This window comes from Candidatus Pandoraea novymonadis (assembly GCF_003004665.1).
Classification (GTDB): Bacteria; Pseudomonadota; Gammaproteobacteria; order Burkholderiales; family Burkholderiaceae; genus Pandoraea; species Pandoraea novymonadis.
The window spans coordinates 373,746-395,008 of the sequence record NZ_MUHY01000001.1 but is presented as its reverse complement, the minus strand read 5'-3'; the positions used below and the strand labels follow the sequence as shown (position 1 = coordinate 395,008).

At 42.1% G+C, this 21,263-nt stretch carries 19 protein-coding genes and 1 tRNA gene; 8 read left to right on the top strand and 12 right to left on the bottom strand.

Features of this window, described 5'->3' with window-relative positions; all coding sequences use genetic code 11:
- Nucleotides 1-133: 133 nt before the first annotated feature.
- The 4 genes from BZL35_RS01710 to ygfZ form a co-directional block, all read right to left on the bottom strand.
- Nucleotides 134-910, bottom strand: coding sequence for a peptidylprolyl isomerase (locus BZL35_RS01710; protein ID WP_106182289.1), 777 nt, complete (start codon nt 908-910; stop codon nt 134-136).
- Nucleotides 911-971: 61 nt separating this feature from the next.
- Entirely contained in the window at nt 972-1,238 is a 267-nt protein-coding gene (locus BZL35_RS01705; protein ID WP_106182286.1) for a BolA family protein, read from the bottom strand.
- Between the two features lie 2 nt (nt 1,239-1,240).
- Entirely contained in the window at nt 1,241-1,774 is a 534-nt protein-coding gene (locus BZL35_RS01700) for a septation protein A (RefSeq protein WP_106182284.1), read from the bottom strand.
- Between the two features lie 497 nt (nt 1,775-2,271).
- Nucleotides 2,272-3,309 carry a CAF17-like 4Fe-4S cluster assembly/insertion protein YgfZ gene (gene ygfZ, locus BZL35_RS01695; RefSeq protein ID WP_106182282.1) on the bottom strand — a complete coding sequence of 346 codons (1,038 nt, stop codon included), beginning with the start codon at nt 3,307-3,309 and terminating at the stop codon, nt 2,272-2,274.
- 141 nt (nt 3,310-3,450) lie between these two features.
- Between ygfZ and mltG the strand changes: the two genes are divergently transcribed.
- From mltG to BZL35_RS01670, 5 genes are all read left to right on the top strand, one after another.
- Nucleotides 3,451-4,452 (top strand): endolytic transglycosylase MltG, encoded by a 1,002-nt coding sequence (gene mltG, locus BZL35_RS01690; RefSeq protein WP_106182279.1) that lies wholly within the window; start codon nt 3,451-3,453, stop codon nt 4,450-4,452.
- Nucleotides 4,453-4,472: 20 nt separating this feature from the next.
- A complete protein-coding gene (tmk, locus tag BZL35_RS01685; protein ID WP_181276545.1) occupies nt 4,473-5,111 on the top strand; it encodes a dTMP kinase in 639 nt (212 codons plus the stop codon).
- Between the two features lie 75 nt (nt 5,112-5,186).
- Nucleotides 5,187-6,224: a DNA polymerase III subunit delta' gene (gene holB, locus BZL35_RS01680; RefSeq protein ID WP_106182277.1), complete on the top strand. Its 1,038-nt coding sequence runs from the start codon at nt 5,187-5,189 to the stop codon at nt 6,222-6,224.
- A 214-nt stretch (nt 6,225-6,438) separates the two neighbouring features.
- Nucleotides 6,439-7,212, top strand: a complete 774-nt coding sequence (locus BZL35_RS01675) for a TatD family hydrolase (RefSeq protein WP_106182275.1) — start codon at nt 6,439-6,441, stop codon at nt 7,210-7,212.
- Nucleotides 7,213-7,908: 696 nt separating this feature from the next.
- Entirely contained in the window at nt 7,909-8,670 is a 762-nt protein-coding gene (locus tag BZL35_RS01670) for a phytanoyl-CoA dioxygenase family protein (protein WP_106182273.1), read from the top strand.
- A 141-nt stretch (nt 8,671-8,811) separates the two neighbouring features.
- Here the strand turns inward: BZL35_RS01670 and bioD are convergent, their stop codons facing one another.
- From bioD to BZL35_RS01635, 7 genes are all read right to left on the bottom strand, one after another.
- Nucleotides 8,812-9,489 carry a dethiobiotin synthase gene (gene bioD, locus BZL35_RS01665; protein ID WP_106182270.1) on the bottom strand — a complete coding sequence of 226 codons (678 nt, stop codon included), beginning with the start codon at nt 9,487-9,489 and terminating at the stop codon, nt 8,812-8,814.
- A gap of 2 nt (nt 9,490-9,491) precedes the next feature.
- Entirely contained in the window at nt 9,492-10,835 is a 1,344-nt protein-coding gene (bioA, locus tag BZL35_RS01660; protein WP_106182267.1) for an adenosylmethionine--8-amino-7-oxononanoate transaminase, read from the bottom strand.
- Between the two features lies 1 nt (nt 10,836).
- Nucleotides 10,837-12,003 carry an 8-amino-7-oxononanoate synthase gene (bioF, locus tag BZL35_RS01655; RefSeq protein WP_106182265.1) on the bottom strand — a complete coding sequence of 389 codons (1,167 nt, stop codon included), beginning with the start codon at nt 12,001-12,003 and terminating at the stop codon, nt 10,837-10,839.
- A gap of 27 nt (nt 12,004-12,030) precedes the next feature.
- Entirely contained in the window at nt 12,031-13,308 is a 1,278-nt protein-coding gene (locus BZL35_RS01650) for a cytochrome P450 (protein WP_106182263.1), read from the bottom strand.
- A 621-nt stretch (nt 13,309-13,929) separates the two neighbouring features.
- Nucleotides 13,930-14,005: transfer RNA gene (locus tag BZL35_RS01645), tRNA-Thr, on the bottom strand.
- Between the two features lie 96 nt (nt 14,006-14,101).
- A complete protein-coding gene (locus tag BZL35_RS01640) occupies nt 14,102-15,106 on the bottom strand; it encodes a class 1 fructose-bisphosphatase (RefSeq protein ID WP_106182260.1) in 1,005 nt (334 codons plus the stop codon).
- A gap of 113 nt (nt 15,107-15,219) precedes the next feature.
- Nucleotides 15,220-16,506 (bottom strand): aspartate carbamoyltransferase, encoded by a 1,287-nt coding sequence (locus BZL35_RS01635; RefSeq protein WP_106182258.1) that lies wholly within the window; start codon nt 16,504-16,506, stop codon nt 15,220-15,222.
- 93 nt (nt 16,507-16,599) lie between these two features.
- Between BZL35_RS01635 and BZL35_RS01630 the strand changes: the two genes are divergently transcribed.
- The 3 genes from BZL35_RS01630 to BZL35_RS01620 all read left to right on the top strand — a co-directional run bounded on the left by BZL35_RS01630 (nt 16,600) and on the right by BZL35_RS01620 (nt 20,678).
- Nucleotides 16,600-17,496 (top strand): LysR family transcriptional regulator, encoded by an 897-nt coding sequence (locus BZL35_RS01630; protein ID WP_106182255.1) that lies wholly within the window; start codon nt 16,600-16,602, stop codon nt 17,494-17,496.
- A gap of 306 nt (nt 17,497-17,802) precedes the next feature.
- The gene (locus BZL35_RS01625; RefSeq protein WP_106182253.1) at nt 17,803-19,578 is read left to right on the top strand and encodes a cation:proton antiporter; all 1,776 of its coding nucleotides are present in this window, start codon (nt 17,803-17,805) and stop codon (nt 19,576-19,578) included.
- Between the two features lie 344 nt (nt 19,579-19,922).
- Nucleotides 19,923-20,678, top strand: a complete 756-nt coding sequence (locus BZL35_RS01620) for an endonuclease/exonuclease/phosphatase family protein (protein ID WP_106182839.1) — start codon at nt 19,923-19,925, stop codon at nt 20,676-20,678.
- Between the two features lie 361 nt (nt 20,679-21,039).
- Here the strand turns inward: BZL35_RS01620 and BZL35_RS01615 are convergent, their stop codons facing one another.
- A complete protein-coding gene (locus BZL35_RS01615; protein ID WP_106182250.1) occupies nt 21,040-21,222 on the bottom strand; it encodes a DUF1289 domain-containing protein in 183 nt (60 codons plus the stop codon).
- Between the last annotated feature and the right edge of the window lie 41 nt (nt 21,223-21,263).

Genomic DNA, 21,263 nt, shown 5'->3' with positions numbered 1-21,263 from the left:
TTTTCAACTATGATTACTTCTCTAGCTTGTCAAGGAAGGACACCGATTACTATGAGTGCGAGTGATGCAGGCTTACAGATTAAGGTTAGGTAATAAAATTTGAACTGTGATTAGTGGAATCACTCAAATTTCTTTATCGAATTTTTGATTTTTCTATTAAATTTTCTTCGAGAAGATGCATTCTTTCTTCACGGGCGCGATGCTCTAATTGAGGTTTGAGTTCTGCCAGTGATGGAACTTGTATGTTCCTTAGATCATCGAGCTTGATAACATGGTAGCCAAAATTTGTTTTCACAGGCGTTTCGATGATTTGCCCCTTTTTTAGCTGTAGTAATACTTCTTTAAATTCTGATACATATGAGCTAGCTGATGACCATTCCAGTCTACCACCATTCTTTGCTGAACCCTTGTCTTTTGAATACTGTTTGGCTAATTTTGAGAAATTGACTCCATTTTTGAGTTTGATAATGATTTTTTTGGCAGTATCTTCATCTTCTAACAGAATGTGGCTAGGGCGATATTCCTTATCACCAATTTGCTGTTTAATTTCGTCGTAGCGAGCCTGTAACTCATCGTCACTGATGGGAGATTTTACAATATCAGTGACTAGTGCACGGATTAAGACGGTTTGTTTTGTCAATTCAACTTGCGTTTTTACGTCTGCACGGGCTGCAATGCCCCGACGAATTGCCTCTTGAGCTAGAATTTCACGCTTGACCAATTCTCCTCGGATTTGCTGCCGCAATTCAGGTGAATCTGAATAACCTTGCTGCACCATTTCATTGAGCATTACATTGACCCGCGATGTGGGTATAGGTGAGCCATTTACGATGGCAACATTTTGGGCAAAAGTAGACAAAGATACTATTGCGGTGAGCGAGAGAGCTATATGAGCAAAGTTCAATGCCATGCTAATTTTCCTAACATTTTACGAGGAGAACAGAACTTTATAAATATTTGACATTTGCAACTTAACCTTCATTAGGCGATAGTGCTTTGATTACAAGTGCATGAATGCCATTTTCCATCAAATCAGCAAGTGCATCGTACACTAAGCGATGCCGTTCTACATGATTTTGACCGATGAAAGCTGCAGATACGATACGTATCTGATAATGCCCGCCAGCTGCTGCACTAGCATGACCAGTGTGACGAGAGCTGTCATTTTTGAGTGTAAATTCAATCGGCCTTAAAGTGGTTCGTAAGCGTGTTTCGATAACATCTTCGATATTCGACATGATTATTCATCTGATTTCATATGTTTAGATAGCCAAATGCTTTGTAAAATAAAGAATATAAGCATTAATCCCATACCACCGAATAATTTAAAATTAACCCAGAGGTCTGTAGAAAAATTGTAGGCAATCAATAGATTCAAAGCTCCAATCGCAATAAAAAATAGCGTCCAGCTATAGCTAAGCTTCTGCCAGATAGATTCGGTTAAGGTTATTTTCTCTCCCATCATGGCGTGAATCAAGTTGCGGTTGAAGAAGTGCTCTGTAATAAAAAGTGTCACACCAAATAACCAATAAAGGACTGTTGGCTTCCATTTAATGAATGCTTCGTTGTGGAACCAAATCGTGGCACCACCAAAAATTACAATGATTGCGAAACTGATCCACTGCATTGACTCAATCTTACGGCGATGAAAGCACATCCAGATGATCTGAATTAACGTGACGATGATGATAGTACCAGTGGCGACATAAATACCGGCAAATTTAAAGACAATGAAAAAAAGAATTAGGGGGAGAAGGTCGAATAAAAATTTCATACATTCTCGACAAAAAGAGAAATATCAATGATCATCTTCATATTATCATTTTAAATGATATTTTTGATTTCTATATTTCGACGTAATGGGAATCTCCTCATAATTTTAAAGAGGAGTGATGCTGAGTTAATAGAATCCAACCTACGTATTTCATGTAGGACCATTCGAACAATTGGCTAGAGAAATATTTGCATTAGTGTAGTTTTCTGCAGTGGGTTTTTCAATAAGTTCTATTTCCTGCATGTGGACAGTTAATTTTATTTTGCTAGACTTTTTTGATCAGTTTCAAACAAATTGATGAGTAAGGATAATCTCATTAAGTTACCTTATCTTGGTAGTCAAATTTTCGAATGCCCATCGTACTATACTAAGCATTTAAGTAGTCCTGATAAGCAAAGGTAATCCCCCACACCGCATTGTATATTGGTATTTTTTGAAGTGACGTATAACCTTATGCATAGTATCCTAAAGGTTTGGGTTTTGGTAGCTGTGAGATTTCATAGGGCATAAGGTAGTGCCAAGAACTTCAGACGAGTGCCGTCTACTTGTCCAAGATGTACGTCGTCAGCAGCACGTGCCATTAATTTTACTTCTACCAAGCAGTCCCATCCTCCTTCTGGTGAATGAGATACGTTTAGAACATGCCCACATGGTTGCTGTTTGTCTGAGCTTTCGAAAAGTTCTTGGCCTGGTTTGGGTTGACCATCGTCGAGATGCGCAAGAAATAACCGGCGTTTGATCGTGCCGCGATACTGGCTCCGAGCTACAATTTCTTGACCTGGATAGCAGCCTTTACGAAAACTCACACCTCCAATAAGTTCTAAGTTGATCATTTGAGGCACAAATTGTTCCTGGGTGACAGCGACGATTTTGGGTACTCCACTTTGTACATCAAGCCAATGGACGAGCTCTGGTGCGATAATTTCGAGATTGGGGACATTTAACAAGTTTTCCCACACATGCTTAACTACCTCGACGGGGATACTCCAGAGGTAGTGTGCTCGTGCCCGTGCTGCGGTGCTTGCATTTGGCAAGCAAACGAGTGTGCCGGCTGTTTGACTATGTGTGATAGAGAGTGGTGTGATGGGCAGTGTTGAAAAATATTGTTTCAATACTAATTCAACTGAATGACCGCCGACTCGAAGTAAGGCGCGATCGTTTGTGCCATCAGCAAGTTTTGCTTTTGCCCGTAATAGGAACATCGACAAACGTTTTTGTATCGAAACTCGTACATCGGCTGAACATATTAGAGAAATACAGTTTTCATCCTTCCAAACAAGGAAAGTAGCCAGTAAACGTCCCTTTGGCGAGCAATACCCAGCTAAAGTAGCCGTGTGAGTTAGTGACTGTGTAATATTAGCGGTCAGCTGGCTTTGTATGAAAGCTATAGCATCGGTACCACTACAGGTGATGATCCCCGAATCAGTCGAAATTGTGGCAAAACTTCCGTGCTTTAACGCGTCAAATTGTGCAGCTTGTGTTGCTTCTGAATGATGCGGAATATCCGGAAGAAAATTACACCAACGTGGATTCATAAATGAATTAGCCTGTCAATCTGTGAGAGTTTCGTTAGTGCAAGTATTATATTGTCTTTAGTGTATGGAAGTACCAGTAATCTTTGTTCACGTTCATATATAGAACCATTCTAGCTTGATTAGCACAGTATTTGGGTAATTATGTTTCGCATGTTTTTCAAACGTATATTCTTATTGCTTATAATTGCCGGATGTGTGGCTGGTTGTGCTGCATATTATTGGGCTACGTTCAAGATGGTGCTTACATCTCCCTTAATTGAGGTTACGGTAAAACCGCACAGTGCTGTGCCTAGTGTCGCGGCACAATTGCGAGATGGTGGTCTACCTATTCATCCACTTTTTTTTAATTTCTTGACACGTGTAATGGGTGTTTCTACAAAGCTAAAATCTGGCAGTTACGAGTTTTTGAACGGGGTTTCACTCTATGAAGTCATAGAAAAAATCGCCAGAGGTGAAGTAAATCACTATGGGATCACAGTAATCGAGGGATGGACGTTTAAACAGATGCGTGCCGAAGTTGATTTGCATCCTGCTTTGAAGCACGAATCGATAGGAATGAGTGATGCTGAATTGATGCACCGAATAGGTGCTGATGGCCTCATGGCAGAGGGAATGTTTTTCCCTGATACATATCTTTTTACCAAAGGATCAACAGATTTGGAATTGTATCAACGTGCCTATCGTTTGATGCAAAAACGCTTGAACGAAGCCTGGGCATCTCGTGTGCCTGGCCTGCCGTTTAATGTACCATACGAGGCTTTGATTATGGCATCTCTTGTGGAAAAAGAGACAGGACAACTTGATGAACGATCGAAAGTTGCTGCCGTGCTCATCAATCGGTTAAAAAAAGGAATGCTGCTGCAAACAGACTCAACAGTAATTTACGGTATGGGAAAACTATATACAGGACGTATTCGTAAGCGAGATTTGATCAGAGATACACCCTATAACTCTTATACAAGAGCAGGTCTCCTGCCAACACCAATTGCCTTGCCAGGACATGCATCGTTGAGTGCAGTTCTGAATCCTGCCAAAACGGATGCTTTATATTTTGTGGCATGTGGTGACGGAACCAGTCATTTTTCACTTAACTTGCAGGAACATAATCGTGCTGTGGAAAAATATCAACGAGCTCGGCAATAATGGGTAAAATTAATTCTCGTATGATACTACCAGGTCGATTTATCACCTTCGAAGGAATTGATGGTGCTGGGAAAAGCACCCATTTGAAGAATTTTGTTCAAGTATTACGTATGCGACTTGCGCCGCTTGGTCTGCAGGTGATTGACACCCGCGAGCCAGGAGGCACCCCTTTAGGAGAAAAGCTAAGAACATTACTGCTTCATGAAACTATGCATTTAGAGACTGAAGCATTGTTAATGTTCGCGGGACGGCGTGAGCATCTTACACGCGTAATTGAACCAGCCCTTGCACGCGGTGATTGGGTTGTCTCAGATCGTTTCACGGATGCGACTTTTGCGTATCAAGGTGGTGGACGTGGTTTGTCGCTTGATAAGTTGGTTACGCTTGAAACTTGGGTGCAGGGCGAACGTCAGCCTGACTTGACTTTTTTATTTGATTTAGCTCCTGAAATCGCTGCAAGGCGGATGGCTAGAACCAGGTTTCCCGACAAATTCGAGCGTGAATCGATCATTTTTTTTGCTCGAGTGCGAGCAGAATATTTGCGCCGAGTTTCGGTGGCGCCAGAACGTTTTGTCGTGATTGATGCTACAAAATCTGTCGAAGCGATCGCCTTGCAAATTTTGGATGAGCTGGATAGGAGTAAAATACCTGCATTATAAGAATAATTTTATAGATGCACTTGATAACTTCCACTCGCTATTTATTGCTCCTAAATTCGTTAGATAAGGGGATGCATGCTGTATTCGTGGCAATCTCGTGACTGGTCTCGATTGGCTAATCTTCGTGATCATTTACCTCACGCACTGTTGTTACAAGCTCTGCCTGGCACCGGTGAGATTGAGTTGGCATTCCACTTCGCACAAGGACTCCTTTGCGAAGCAGTACGGAGTGATCTACAACCCTGTGGTAAATGTACCGCATGCCAATGGTTCATTAAGGGAAACCATCCTGATTTTCGAGCTGTTTATCCTGAAATATTCATTGGGTTGTTATCTGAGGAGGCAAAGTCGGATAACAACATGAAAAAGAAACCGAATATTCTCAGTAAAGAGATAAAAATTGAGCAGGTGCGTCATTTAATCGATTTTGCAAACTTAGGTAGTCATCGACATGGAAATCGTGTTGCTGTGCTTTATCCTGCAGAGTCTTTGAACATGAACGCTGCCAACGCTTTGCTTAAGACGTTGGAAGAACCACCTGAAGGTGTTATTTTTATTCTTGTAACGACAGGGCGAAATCTCTTGTTACCGACAATCCTCAGTCGTTGCCGTCGTATAGTGTTGTCTCGTCCAGATATAGAATCTAGTACGCAATGGTTAATGTCTTCGGCTGTCCTTGATTATGGGGAAGCGATGTCCATTTTAACAGAAGCTGGAGGCGCTCCACTGCACGCACTTCTACTAAGCACTCCTGAGGAACGTCTTTGGCGCAATCATTTGCTCATACAGCTAGAGAAAGGGGCAGCACTCGACGTATTCACTTGCGCCGAAAAATTGTATAAACGAAGTTTGATAGATATTCTTGTTACATTGCAACGATGGTGTTTTGATTTGCTTTCGGCTCGTATGACTGGTGTAATACGATTTTTCCCTGCTCGTATAGAACAGTTAGAACGCTGTGGGCATAATACCGACAATCTCCGTTTACTTGGATTTTTACGTGAGCTTGAGCAGCAACGTGAATTCCAAAATCATCCACTGAATAAAAATGTATTACTCGAGGCATTATTTTTGAAGTATCAACAACTTTTTACAGATGTAGGTAGTGTCTAATTACCTCTCATACGCTACCAAAACCATGATTGTCGCTATCAGCTTTATCCCTAGGTCGATGAGAATTGGAACAAGGCTACTAGCATATTTGTGCGTATTAGCTCGGAGCTACAAGTGATACTTTTATTTTTAAACTACTCTGATTTTAACCTCGTCGTGTAGTCTACTTTTACTGGTACACGCATCAAACTTCGTTTATAAAATTTAATATAGAATGTTTATTGATTCGCACTGTCACCTTAATTTTCAAGAGCTAGCGACTCAGATGCCTGAGTTGCTAGCTAAAATGCGAGAGGCTCAGGTGAGTCATGCATTGTGTGTTTCCGTTGATTTATTAACACTACCGGATGTACTGGCAATTGCCTCCTCACATGAGAATATATATGCATCTGTTGGTGTACATCCTGATCATAAGGATATGCTTGAGCCATCGGTCAACGATTTAATTCGTCTTTCTAATATGCCAAAAGTGGTTGCTATCGGTGAAACTGGGCTTGATTATTACCGCTTGGAGAGCCATTCTATTGAGGCTATGGAATGGCAGCGTAATCGTTTTCGCCGTCATATTCAGGCGGCGAAAATTGCAAAAAAACCACTGATTATTCACACTCGTTCAGCAGCTCAAGATACTCTACGGTTAATGCGCGAGGAAAAAGCGAGCGAAGTCGGAGGAGTTGTACATTGTTTTACCGAAAGCTGGGAATTTGCTGCTGCGGTACTGGCAGAGAATTTTTACATTTCCTTTTCAGGTATTATCACATTCAAGAATGCAGGAGAATTGACGCACGTTGTGCGTCGTGTACCGCTGAATAAAATGTTGATCGAGACGGATTCACCTTACCTCGCACCAGTCCCATATCGGGGTAAGCTAAATCAACCGAGTTATGTTAAATATGTCGCGGAATTTATCGCAAAATTGCGTGGTGAATCAGTAGAGGCAATTGCAGAAGCAACTTCTGATAATTTTCATGCACTTTTTTCTGTTTGATGATTTTGGTAGGAGCAATCTTAAGCATACCTAAATTTAAATCATTTAACTAAGGGGCATACCAGGGGAGTAATTGGTGTATTCCTTCTCTATTCGTACAATTGACCACTTGCTTATACACTGAGCTTATTCAGCTACCCGGGTAAGGGTAGTGGGGATATGCTAATTATTTTTAGAAAATCTGTGATGTGTTTGAGATGTAAATGGATAAAATTTTAATAGTGCTAGGTATTCGCTTAAATACCCAAAATGGAGCTGATAGCTCCATTTTCTAATTTTGGTAATTCATATCTATGAATTTTTATTAATTCTTAATATTTAATTTATTTATTAAAATAATATCTTGCTTATGTTTTCCACTTTGCAGAATTTTATCACTTTTTTTGATGGCCCAGTGTAAGCATACTAAATAATTAACTGCCTTCTAAGCGGTGCTTGGTCGAGTGTACGTTTCTGGGAGCGAACTACTAAAATTACATGATTTTTCTTTAAACTGACGATTTTCGCAATCAATTTTTTCCTCGACAATCCCTTTCTGATATTGTAAGTTTAGGTGGTTCTTTCTGCAATGTACAAATTGATTTGTGTTCCAAGGCATTATAGACCGTTACAGACCTCAGTCAGATTTATGATAAGCCGTTTCCGTTGCAGAGGGTGCTATTTTGTACTTTTTCTATACGACACTTATCGTCTATTATGGCGCTTACCGCACACCAACTCGCCGAGTTTAAAGATAAAGGCTTCTTGATTTTGCCACGCTATGCTTCGGTGGATTACTGTGAAGATATTTTGTCAGATGTAAGACAGGAGCTAGAACAAAGTCGAGGACCATTGGAATATGAAGCAGATCTAGGCTATGAGGGTGCACCGAATTCTCGACAAGCAGAAGGCGGGCTAACTGTGCGGCGATTACTTAAAGCTTATGATCGGAGCGATAATCTACGTCATTGGGCCACTCATCCTGATCTTATTCAGTCCCTCGAACAAATCTTTTTAGAAGATGTTGTTCTAACACTTGCACATCATAATTGTGTAATGACTAAACATCCTAATTTCGGTACGGCGACAGGGTGGCATCGTGACATTAGATACTGGTTTTTCAATCGCAACGATCTTGTGTCCGTGTGGCTCGCACTTGGCACTGAGACTGCTACCAATGGGGCATTGCGTTTCATCCCAGGTTCACATCATGAGATGATTGCTCCTTATCAACTTGATGCGCTTGATTTTCTACGGCCTGAAGTTCCGGAGAATCGGAAACTTTTTGAACATAGTATCCAAGTAGAACTTTCACAAGGCGATGTTGTCCTTTTCCACAGTGGTTTGTTTCATGAAGCAAGCCGAAATGAAGGTAAAAATACAAAATTTTCCGTGGTTTTTGCTTATCGTGGTAGTAGCAATCTACCAATGCCAGGTTCACGATCTGCGTCTCACGGCGAGATTTTCACTAAAATCTAGGAGTTTATCTGTTGAAAATTTATGTAGGCTTAGATAGCCTGTAGGTCGGATTGGCATTATCGTTTGCCTCATATGCACCTAATAAACACATTGGCAGCTAATTTCATCATATTAGCGTTACTTTTTACTGCAAAATTTTTATTACGGTAACCTAATAAATTGGGCAACATTAGTCGCTTTTGAGCTAGATAGCCAAGGAATGTATCCAAGCATTGGTGATTGAATGCGTTTTTTTAGACAATTGATTGTGGCGTCAATCTGTCTCATTTCGGCATCGACAATATTAGCAATCCAGCCGACCATGCTGATGCCTCTGGCGGAAATTGCCTCGGTGGTTAGTAAAGTATGATTAATACATCCTAACCGAATCCCAACGACCAAAATAACAGGTAATTCAAGTATCGTGACGAGATGACCCATGTGAACGTTTTCATTGAGCGGAACAAGGAATCCGCCAATACCCTCCACAATAACTGAGTCAGCATATTTCTGAAGAGCACGATAGCAATGTTGTATGTGATTAACTTTGATTTGAATCCCTTCTGTGGCTGCTGCGATATGTGGGGCCGTGGGTTCGCGTAGCAGATAGGGATTATTTAAGGCGATTGGCACATCTACATTAGAAGCTTCTCGCAAAGCCGTTACGTCGTCATTTTGCCAAGCTCCGGAATTAAAAACGGCGCCTGATGCTACTGGTTTCATACCTACAGCACGATATCCTTTATTCGCGAAGTGATGGAGGAGCCCTGTACTGACTAATGTTTTACCTACTCCTGTGTCCGTGCCTACGACAAAATAACCTTTATACTTAGAAGACATGGTTAAACCCCATACATGACATTATCAGCGACTCGCTTTATGCGCGATGCAAGGATATCAATTTCTTCGGTATCTAGAATGTACGGAGGCATGAGGTAAACGGTTTTCCGAATTGGACGAATGAGGAGTTCCTGCTTAGTTGCCTCTGTATAAAACCGGTGAGCAAACGTTCTGGTATTTTCTGAATCGTTGATGATCGCATCACATGCCCAAATCATACCCTGCTGGCGGAAATGATGAAAGTCTGGATGTTGGGCGAGGGGCTGTAGTGCAACGTTAATATATTCTGCTAAGACACGGTTGCGTTCGATGATGTTGTCTTCTTCAAATATGGATAGCGTTGCAAGGGCCGCGCGGCATGCTAGTGGATTACCTGTGTAGGAATGGGAATGTAAAAAACCACGATGTAAATCTGTATCGTAGAATGCGCTATATATATCAGCGCTTGCCATGACTAAGGATAGCGGAAGATAACCTCCACTGATACCTTTAGATAGACAAAGCAAATCTGGCCAAATACCGGCTTGCTCGCAGGCAAAAAATTTCCCTGTTCGTCCACATCCGACAGCGATTTCATCAGCGATGAGGTGGACATGATAACGATTACACAAAGAACGTAATCCTTGTAGGTATGAAGCATCATACATTGCCATAGAATTAGCACACATGACCATTGGCTCTACAATTACTGCAGCAATGTGGTTTGCACGTCTTTCTAAAAGAGATTGAAGTGTATCTAGCGCATGTTGAAGAACATCATTAGGTGTTTGGCCGTCACGAGCCTGACGTGAATCAGGTGAGGGGACGACATGAGCAGCTCGAATTAGCGGCTCATAGGCCTCTCGAAACAATGAGGTATCGGTGATTCCCAGTGCACCAAGCGTTTCTCCGTGGTAACTGCCCTGTAGACAGACAAATTCCTGCTTCTTCGAATATCCTATGTTGCGCCAGGCATGTGCGCTCATTTTGAGCGAGATCTCAACGGCGGAAGCACCATCTGACGCATAAAAGCAGTGCCCTAAGGCATTGCTGGTCAGTGCTGAGAGTTTTTCTGACAGAGTGACAACTGGCTCGTGAGTAAAACCAGCTAGCATGACATGTTCCAGATAATCGAGTTGCTCCTTGATCGAGTTATTGATCCGATCATTAGCATGACCGAATAGATTGACCCACCATGAGCTGATTGCATCCAGATATCGCCGACCATCAGCATCATAGAGCCATGCGCCTTTCCCACGGACGATAGGAATGAGTGGCATAGTTTCATGATGTTGCATCTGTGTGCAGGGATGCCAAACACTACGCAAACTACGTAGAATGAGAGCAGAAGATTTTGAGGTGTTCATATTATCGCTCAACCTTTAGGACAGTTGCGATCTTCATCAGTGCCTTTGCTAGGCATATCACATCGTCCTCTGTATGCAATGCACTGAGGGAAATACGTAAACGTGCTGTTCCATCAGGGACAGTGGGTGGACAGATTGCAGGTACCCAAATGCCTTGATTTTTCAGCATGCTTGCTAAAGTTTGGGTGGTCTGATTATCGCCTATGATTATTGGGTGGATGGCAGTTTTCGAATGTATTAATGGCCATGGCAGCCCATACAAGACTTTTTGTAATTTTTTGCCTAACGTCCGGAGCCTAATACGTCGCCATTCCTCTTCGTAAATTAGAGGCAGTGCCGCAGATGCTGCTGTGGCGAGAAGCGCAGGGTTAGATGTGGTGTACATATAAGTACGCGCTCGCTGAAGAAGCCAATCTGAGATATGTCGATTGGCTGCAACAAATGCACCAGCAACCCCTGCTGCTTTCCCTAGCGTACCCATGTAAAGAAGCTGCTCCGATTTCAACCCAAAGTGATGCAGGCTGCCCTTCCCATGCGGGCCAAGAACACCAAAACCGTGAGCATCATCGACGAGTAACCATGCATCGTAACGCTCGCAAATAGTAATCAATTCTGCTAAATGAGCGATATCTCCATCCATACTAAAAACGGCATCGGTTACCACAAGTTTACTAGGACTTTTGCATTTCTGTAGAAGCTTTTCTAGCTTGAAAACATCACTGTGCGCATATACCTTGAATTCAGCACGGGAAAGTCGGGCTCCATCAATTAAGGAAGCATGATTCAGACGGTCGCAGAATATTGTATCTCCAGGCCCCACAAGTGCACTGATTACACCAAGATTAGCCATGTATCCGTTTGAAAAATAAATGACCCTTGGTATCTCGAGAAATGCAGCTAATGTTTGCTCCAAATCTTCATGAGCCTTTGTATGTCCACAAATAAGGGCTGAGGATGAGCTACCTACACCGAATTCAGACATACCGGTTATTATCGCTGCAATTAGGTTAGGATGATTTGCTAGGCCGAGATAGTCATTGCTACAAAATGAAAGAAAGGATTGATTATTGACACGTAAAGAAGGGTTCTGTGGGCCTTCAATGATGCGACGTGTGCGTAACAAACATTGTGACTCCATACGCATGAGCATTGCCTGAAAATCATTCATAGCAATTCTCCTCTAATAAATCCTTTATTAGGAAGCTAAGGATATTTGAGGTGTTAAAACACAAGTCAGTGGAAGTGATGTTAACCCGTGGTATGCCTTGTTGCTTTGCCATAGCGGCTTATCAGAAGTGAGCTGAAGACGAGGAAGAGCTTTCATTAAACTTTGGAAAGCAATGTTAGCTTCCATATAAGTGAGTGTGGCACCAACGCAGGCGTGAGGACCATAACCAAACGACAGATGATTTCTTTCATCGCGGTTGATATCTAGTCGATTTGGTGAAATGAAGCATCTTGGATCACGATTAGCTGATGCAATATCTAAGATGGCAAGTTGTCCTTTGCGTAGAAGGCATCCTTGGATAGAGACATCCTGCCGTAGCCGGCGCCCAGTGTATTGGATTGGGCTATCGTAACGCAACAATTCTCGCAACGCCCTTGGTAGGAGCTCCGGTGAATTCTGTAATGATTTCCATTGCGCTGGGTGACGAAGTAAAGCCAGCATTCCATTCCCAAGAAGATGACGAGTCGTTTCATAACCAGCAAAGAGTAAAGTGCAGGATTGAGCTAACATCTCAACTGTTGAAATCTGACCTTTTTGTTTTTTTTTCAAAAGCTTGGCAGTTATGCTTTCACTATCTAGTAAGTTGGGTTGATTCAGCATCTGGTTGAAGTAGTCACGTATTTTTACTAAAGCTTCCTGTGCAGCAAAGGCTTGTTCTATCGTTGGTATAGGACTTCCGATGAAAGTGGCAATGCTGCTTGCTGACTTTATAAATTGTGATTGAATCTCTGGAGTAACGCCCATCAAGTCAGCAATTACTAATGCAGGAATCGGTTGGGCAAACTCGCTGATATAGTCGAAATGGATCGTCTGTCTACCAGTTGAATCTAGTGTCGCTTTAGAAATAATATTTTTGATAAGTTGATCCACAATCCCAGAAATTCTGGGAGCTCGCTTCTGCAAAGCAGTACTGTTAAACTCGCCGGCAATTGCGCGACGTAGTCGAATATGAGCATGACCGTCAATAAATAGCAGAGAGCGAGAGAGGAGACGCTTGAATTCACGCAATGCATTCTTATCTTGACGCTGATGTTGATCAGCGATTTTGGTTGGATCAATGCTGCTGTTGACCCAGCGTGCCGCACGGGCTACAGAAAATCGCGGGTCGCGCAGGGCCGCGGCAACATCACGATAGCTACTCAATACCCATGCACCCTTGCAATATACTTCGCTCCAAACAGGAGCTTCTTCCCATGATTCATTAAGAGGATGCGAATGTACCTTAGTGCCTGTGATGAGATTCATTCTATGGAGGATCCTTTCCTTTGGGGATTTTCGATCGTCTATGCGACGTCATCCGCATGACCATATGGGATTTCTGTATCTATAGAATCAAAAAATACACTTTATTTTTTAGAGATTAAAACACCTGTATGGTGATTATTATAAATAATTTATAGAAATCGTCTATGCGAAATACTCAGAAAGAAAAATCGAAGAATACTTGGTAGATCGATGAAGTGATCAATATAAAAATATAATCGCTTGATTAAAATTATCTCAATATTTAACTGAAATTTTGATCATACTTACTACGTCAAATAAAGAACATTTTCGTATGAAATAACATTCCAAAACGTTCAAGAATAAATAACTTTAAATAACTTGATATTAAAATGCAAAAAAGCCATTTTTGCGCTATATCATATATGTAAAACGAATATTTTATAAACGACGTTTCTACCAGAACTGGGCTTCAATCTGAAAATGCATATATGACCGAGTAGTTCATCTTATTTTTCTAGTCTGATTTTTTTCGAAACAGAATCCAGACTAGCTACTCTGTTTCTCCAGATAGGAATAGGTGTTTCACGATCGCCGTTCCCATGCTTCTCTTTGGGTGCATAATTACCAAAAATGAACTTCTGGTGCCGGAGAGAGGAATTGAACCTCCGACCTTCTCATTACGAATGAGCTGCTCTACCAATTGAGCTACTCCGGCTATGCGAAGAGGAAGAATAATACTTTTCTGTTGACATGTTGTCACTAACTTTATCTAAAAAATTTTGATGATATTTCATACTTAGCCAGCTAATTCCTATATATCGATGTGGTAGCGTGTCACTCGTTCAACTTCATTCTTTGATCCAATAAATACGGCAACACGCTCGTGCAGTTCTATTGGTTGAAGATCAAGAATACGTTGACTTCCGTTAGTTGCTGAGCCACCTGCTTGTTCTACGATGAAGCTGATTGGATTGGCCTCATACATTAGTCGTAGCTTACCGGGCTTGTTTGGCTCACGTTTGTCTGCTGGATATATGAAAATTCCACCATGATTTATAATGCGATGCACGTCAGCGACCATCGATCCAACCCAGCGCATATTAAAGTTTTTGCCACGCACACCATCCTGGCCAGCTAGAATTTCATCGATGTACCGTTGTACAGGCGGATACCAATGTCGTGAATTCGATGCATTGATAGCGAATTGTTGCGTCTCTTCCGGAATTCGGATATTTTCTTGGCTAAGTACCCATGAGCCTATTTCACGGTCGAGTGTGAAACAATTTACACCGTGGCCTGTTGTCAGAACAAAGTCTGTTTGTGGACCATACACTGCATAGCCTGCAGCCACTTGCTCTGTACCAGCTTGTAAGAAGTCCTTCTCGCTTGGTTGTGTCACTTCCTTTGGGCAGCGCAGTACGGAGAAGATGGTGCCGATAGATATATTTACATCTATGTTTGAAGAACCATCGAGTGGATCAAACATCATCAGGTACTCGCCTTTAGGAAATCGATTTGGAATATGAAAAATATTTTCCATTTCTTCTGAAGCTATGGCTGCGAGATGCCCCCCCCATTCGTTAGCTTTGATCAAAATTTCGTTGGAGATGATATCTAGTTTCTTTTGAGTTTCGCCTTGTATATTTTTGCTGCCAGCAATGCCGAGTACTCCCCCTAGTGCACCTTTGGAAACGATATTGCTAATCGACTGACATGAGCAAGCAAAAACCTCGATAAGGAAGCGAAGCGTAGGTGGGATGCTGTTGAACTCTCGCTGTTGCTCAATGAGATATTGCGTGAGAGTCTTATTCCGCATGATGCCTCCAAAGAAAAAATGTCTATAGACGATTCTACATCTGGTAACTCGAAATTCTAGTTATTTTCTTTGAGATCTTGCTGAACGTGTAAAAGTATCTTCTACCTATGGTATCAATCAAGAAGTGCATCGAAGTATGCATCGTCTGGTCCGATATGAGATGGTACATTCCATTTAGCGTCTCGCATGCTGTGTGCCACTTGTTTATCGACTCCCATTAGCACGGCAAATATCGCCATACGAACCGGAATACCATTGTCTGTTTGGCGGAAAATCGCAAGTCGCGGGTCGTTGTTGAGGTCGGTAGACAAATCGTTTGCACCTGCCCGACTGTCACGAGGAAGCGGGTGCATGATAATAGTATGTTTATCGCAATAAGTGTTGATTAGTGCTTGGTTGATCTGAAATTCAGGGGTATAACCTTCGATAGCTTCGTCGGCAAAACGCTCTTTTTGAATGCGAGTTGCATAGACAACGTCAACTTGCTTTAGGTCGGTAAGTGAAGTGCTTTGTTGAATTACGTGCCCATGCTTAGTAACTGAATCAAGAATATAAATAGGCATTTCGAGAGATGGCGGTGAGATCAGTGTAAACTTTAACCTGCGATAATTGGCCAGAAGTTTGATGAGTGAATGAACCGTTCGACCATAGCGTAGATCACCGACCATGGCAATATGCGCCCCGTCAATAAGTTTACCTAGCCGAGAAAACTCTCGACTCATGCTATATAAGTCAAGTATAGCTTGACTTGGATGTTCGCCAGGGCCATCACCACCGTTAATGACAGGAATGTTGGTGGCACGGGAAAATTCTGCTACTGAGCCTTTCTCTGGGTGACGTATGACGAGGGCGTCGACATAGCCACTCATGACACGACTGGTATCGTAAATCGATTCTCCTTTTACCATGGAAGAAAAGGTGAATCCAGTGGTATCACAAACGGAACCACCGAGTCGGCAAAAAGCGGCTCCAAAAGAAACGCGAGTGCGGGTACTTGCTTCAAAAAAAAGGTTACCGAGGACTGCACCTTCGAGCACGCGTGAAATTTTTTGGCGTCGAGCAATAGGCTGCATGATATCTGATACATGGAAGAGTTCTTCCAGCGAGTCGCGCGTTAACTGGTCAACGGATAGGAGATGCGGTTTTCCCGAAATACCAATTTTTTCAGCGAGTGATTCATGTGCGCTTTGCGTATATTCAGTCATTAGAATTTCACGTCCGATGATTTCACTGACGAATTTTTTAACGATACTTGGCATAGTACGATATTCACTCGAATCTTCGGGTAATAACCACGTGTCAAGTGCTCTTCTTCGGACTCCAATACGCTTGGAAAAGCCATCGCGAGTCATATTGAGGCGACGCATCGCGTCGCGCAGAAATGTTTGCTGTGCGCTCATGGTTGGGTTATTGTATATACGCTATGCGCATAATATGTATCGAAATGCTGTTTGTCCAGCAAAAGATTTATGTTTTGGAAATTCTTATTAGGAATGGAAAATCTTCTCAGAAAACTTGATTTGACCTCACTGAGGTTGTTTGTCGCAGTATGTCATGAAAAAAGTATTACACGGGCTGCAGAAAGGGAGTTCATCGCGCCATCAGCAATCAGTCGTCGTATTGCTGATTTGGAGTCGATAATTGGACTGCCGTTGATACATCGGCACCAGCGTGGTATTACAGTGACTTCAGCTGGAGAGACGTTGTACGGGTATGCGAAAAAAATTCTTGGAACGATCGAATCACTGGGTGCCGCATTGTCTCAATTTCATGAGGGGGTGCGTGGCAACGTCAGGATTGCTGCAAATCTTTCGGCGATTGTTCAGTTTTTGCCGGAAGATTTAGCTGCTTTTGAACGAGTTTTTCCTGCAGTGAACGTTGAGTTAGACGAACAACATAGCCATGAGGTTTTGAAGCGTGTTTCTGAACGGATGGTGGGTCTTGGTATCTGTAATGAGGTAAGTGGTATTGAATTATTTGAAACTGTACCTTACCGTACCGATCGATTGGCGGTGGTACTACCTATTTCACATCCGTTAGCATCTGATAGGGAATTAGCATTCGAACTGATAGCGGATGAAATTTTCGTCGGACTACAAGATAAAAGTGCTTTAATGCAAATGATTTATGGGCAAGCGGTGCTACTCGGCAGTTCGCCGCGGGTGAAGGTGCGGGTCTCAAGTCTAGATGCGCTTTGTCGTATGGTACATGCGGGGTTAGGGATTGCTATTGTTCCACACCAGGTTGGCCAACTATATGTCGATGTGCTCGATATCGTGGTGCATCCTTTATTGGATGATTGGGCTTCACGTCAGCTCTGGTTAGCATTTCCGTCCCATGATTCACTCAGTGCAACCGAGTTGGCTTTGGTGAATTTTTTAACGAAATAGTAATGAAAAAAGTTGATAGTATTTTCTTCCAATTACAAGTAGCAATTGGAAGTTGCTTAGAAGTACGAAATAATTGTATATATTGTTTCATGCTCTATGGATCTGGCGTTATATAGGTATTGGGGGAGTGATATTTATTGACCAGTGAAAGTCAAATTTCTTGAACACTTGAATGTCAATGTCAGAAAACTGGCTCTCCTCCATACATGATATTCTATTCGTCACCGCAGTTCGGAGACGTAAGCGGCATGAAGTCAAGTACATAAATAAATATCGGCGCAAAGGCGCCTCGGAGGAAATTATCGGATGCACCACGCCGTCGACTTCATTCAGGATCTTGCTGTAATTATGCTGTTGGCCGGTATTGTTACAGTTATTTTTAATCGTTTTCGTCAACCAGTAGTCCTTGGCTACATTGTCGCGGGCGTGATTATTGGTTCTTATACACCGCCATTCTCTCTGATACATGATGAGAAAACTATCAGTATTTTGGCTGAACTTGGTGTGGTATTTTTAATGTTTTCCCTCGGCCTTGAGTTTAGCTTACGTAAGCTAGCGAGGGTTGGTGTGACAGCAGTTGTCGCAGCATTGACGGAAATCATATTGATGCTATGGATTGGCTTTGAAATTGGCCGTTTCTTCGAATGGAAATTAATGGATTCCTTGTTTCTAGGCGCCATGCTCGCGATTTCTTCGACAACAATTATCGTTAAGGCACTTGATGAACTTGGTTTGAAACGGGAAAAATTCGCACAGCTAATTTTTGGCGTGTTGATTGTTGAAGATATTTTAGCGATTGGGATGATTGCATTGCTATCTGGTATTGCAATCACTGGCTCAGTTGATACCAGTGAAGCAACTTTTACACTTGGCAAACTATTATTGTTTATGGTGGTATCTCTTGTTGTTGGTATCTTGCTTGTACCCCGTGCTATTGCGTATGTTGCGAAGTTCAAGAGTTCCGAGATGTTACTTGTGACCGTACTTGGGTTATGTTTTGGTTTTTGTCTTTTGGTGATTAAGCTTGGTTACAGCGTTGCGCTTGGGGCATTCTTAATTGGAGCAATTATCGCAGAGGCCCGTCAGTTGCATATGATTGAACGATTGGTGGCACCGCTACGTGATATGTTCAGTGCCATTTTCTTTGTAACTATCGGTTTTTTGTTAGATCCTAATGTAATTATTAGTTATCTGGGGCCAATTGCTATCATTACAGTTGCGGTTGTTATTGGCAAGATCGTATCGTGTAGTGTGGGTTCTTTTTTGTCGGGTCAGGATGGTCGCACATCAATGCGTGTTGGCATGGGGCTATCACAGATTGGTGAATTTTCGTTCATTATTGCTGCTTTAGGACTATCACTTAAGGTTACAAGCGATTTTCTCTACCCTGTTGCAGTTGCAGTTTCAGTGATTACTACACTGCTTACACCTTATTTGATTCGCGGAGCCGATCCATTTACACAGTGGTTGGGTCGTATGATGCCTGGGCGTGTCAGTTATGTACTCACACAGTACACAAAATGGCTTCAGAGTATCCATTTGTCGGGAGATAGTGCAGCTTTGATGGCAGTCGTGAGACGTATTTTGTTGAATGTCGCTGTGAATTTAGCGATTGTTGTAGCAATTTTTCTCGGGGGAGCGTTTTTCTTTAAACAGTTTGCGAAGCTCATGTCACCATGGATTCTGGCTGTAGCTGCGCAGAGTACAGTCGTGTGGGGAGGAGCTTTGTTGCTATCATTACCATTTCTTGTTGCTGTTTATCGTAAGCTGAAGTCGTTGAGTTTACTGCTTGTTGAGTTGTCGGTGCCCAGCAATTTGGCTGGACGCTATACGTTGCACGTGAGACGTGTCGTTGCGGAAATTTTGCCAATTGCCGCGATGGTTGGGGTCATGTTATTGCTGGCGGTATTGTCGGCCAGTATTTTGCCGTCGACAGAAATGCTACTTCTTACAGGTATTGCTGCTGTTTGCCTAGCAGTGGTACTGCGAAGCTGGTTTGTGAAGATGCATGCGAAACTCCAGATTGCTTTAAAGGAAACGCTAGAACAACAAAATGATATACAGAATGGTGGCCATTCATAGTGGGTTCTTTTGTTTAGACTTAGTTTAACAGTATCCATAGGATGATATTTCTCACCAAAGTGAGATGGGAAGAATATCCCATGGAGATAATCCACTAATTTTTCATATTTAATCCTAGTAAGCGTTTTAGTAAAGACTATATTTTTTGGTTGTGAGTACATCTTCGGATGTTTTGTCGTGTTCATTAAATTATGTGATTACTATTGTTGACGTTGTCAGATTGAATGTAATTTATATTAGAAAGTTGCAAATGTTATCGTTTTAGAGCATTTGACCACTGAAACGTGTGAAAAACGAGTCACAAGCATCATTTTTATTCGATAACCATGTACGTGTCGAAGATCATGTCGAATACTTTACACATTGTAAGTTATAACATTCATAAGGGTTTTTCTGCCTTCAATCGTTTACGTGTACATGAATTGCGTAAAGCATTGGAAGAACTTTCGCCAGATATTATTTTTCTTCAAGAAGTCCAGGGATTGCATCAACATAATGCGCTACGCCATAGCAACTGGCCTATTCAACCACAACACGAATTTTTGGCGGGAACGACATGGGGTGCTCATGTGTACGGGCGGACTGCAATTTATGATCACGGCCATCATGGGAATGCGATCCTAAGTCGGTATCCGATCTTACGTTCGGATAATCACGATATCACAACCCATAGTTTTGAGAGACGTGGAATGTTACACGCTGAAGTGGCTTTACCTGGGAGGTCTGAGCCGCTTCATTGTTTGTGTGTACATCTATCACTTAGTGGATCTGGGCGGCGCTGTCAGTTCGATATGCTGACGGCTCGCGTAGCTGAGGCAATTCCTATCGATGCACCGCTGATTATTGCGGGTGACTTCAATGATTGGAGTAACCAGGCTAACCGTTTTTTCGTCGACCGTCTAGCACTCACAGAAGTCTTTCAACCAACTGTAGGGCGCCCTGCACGTAGTTTTCCGAGTGTGCTGCCTTTGCTTCGACTGGACCGAATTTATGCAAGGGGATCTTATATTGAAAGTGCTGAAGTACTGCATGGTCGGCCATGGTCACGTATTTCGGACCATGCATTGATAAGCGCTCGATTATCCGTGGATAGTAACTGACTGATTAATTTATTTGGCAAATCGTTGAGAACATTCGCGTGATTGCTAAGAGAATTCTATTTTATAATAAAATTATTTTTTCTTAATTTTATTGCTTAGCTGTAAACACTGTGATTTTAGCATTGGGGGAAAAATATTCTGAAATTGCCTTTTATAAAAAGGCTTTGAGTATCAAGGGCGATAAGATTCGCTATATGCTACTTTAGCGTTATTAAAATACGCAAAACCCAGGTGTCATTGACGGCAACCTAATCGTTCTTAATAGCGTAGCAGCCTATTATTATAAATAGTGAGAAGTTTTTCAGAAGAAAGAGAATGAAATTGGTTCGACTGATTCTATTGTATCCTTGCTAAACGGATATTACATGGAATAACCTTCGCGTTTGATACGTTCCCACACTAGAGCTTTCTCCTCTTCACTGAAGAAAACCCAATTACTGACTTCGAAAGCAGTACGGTGGCAGCCTTTACAGATTTCGTCAAAAAGGGTAGAGCAAACCCCGATGCAAGGGCTGTCTAGGAGATCGTGGAGTTTTGACATTATTGTAACTAGAATTATAAGATCAATTCAAAAATTATTTCATT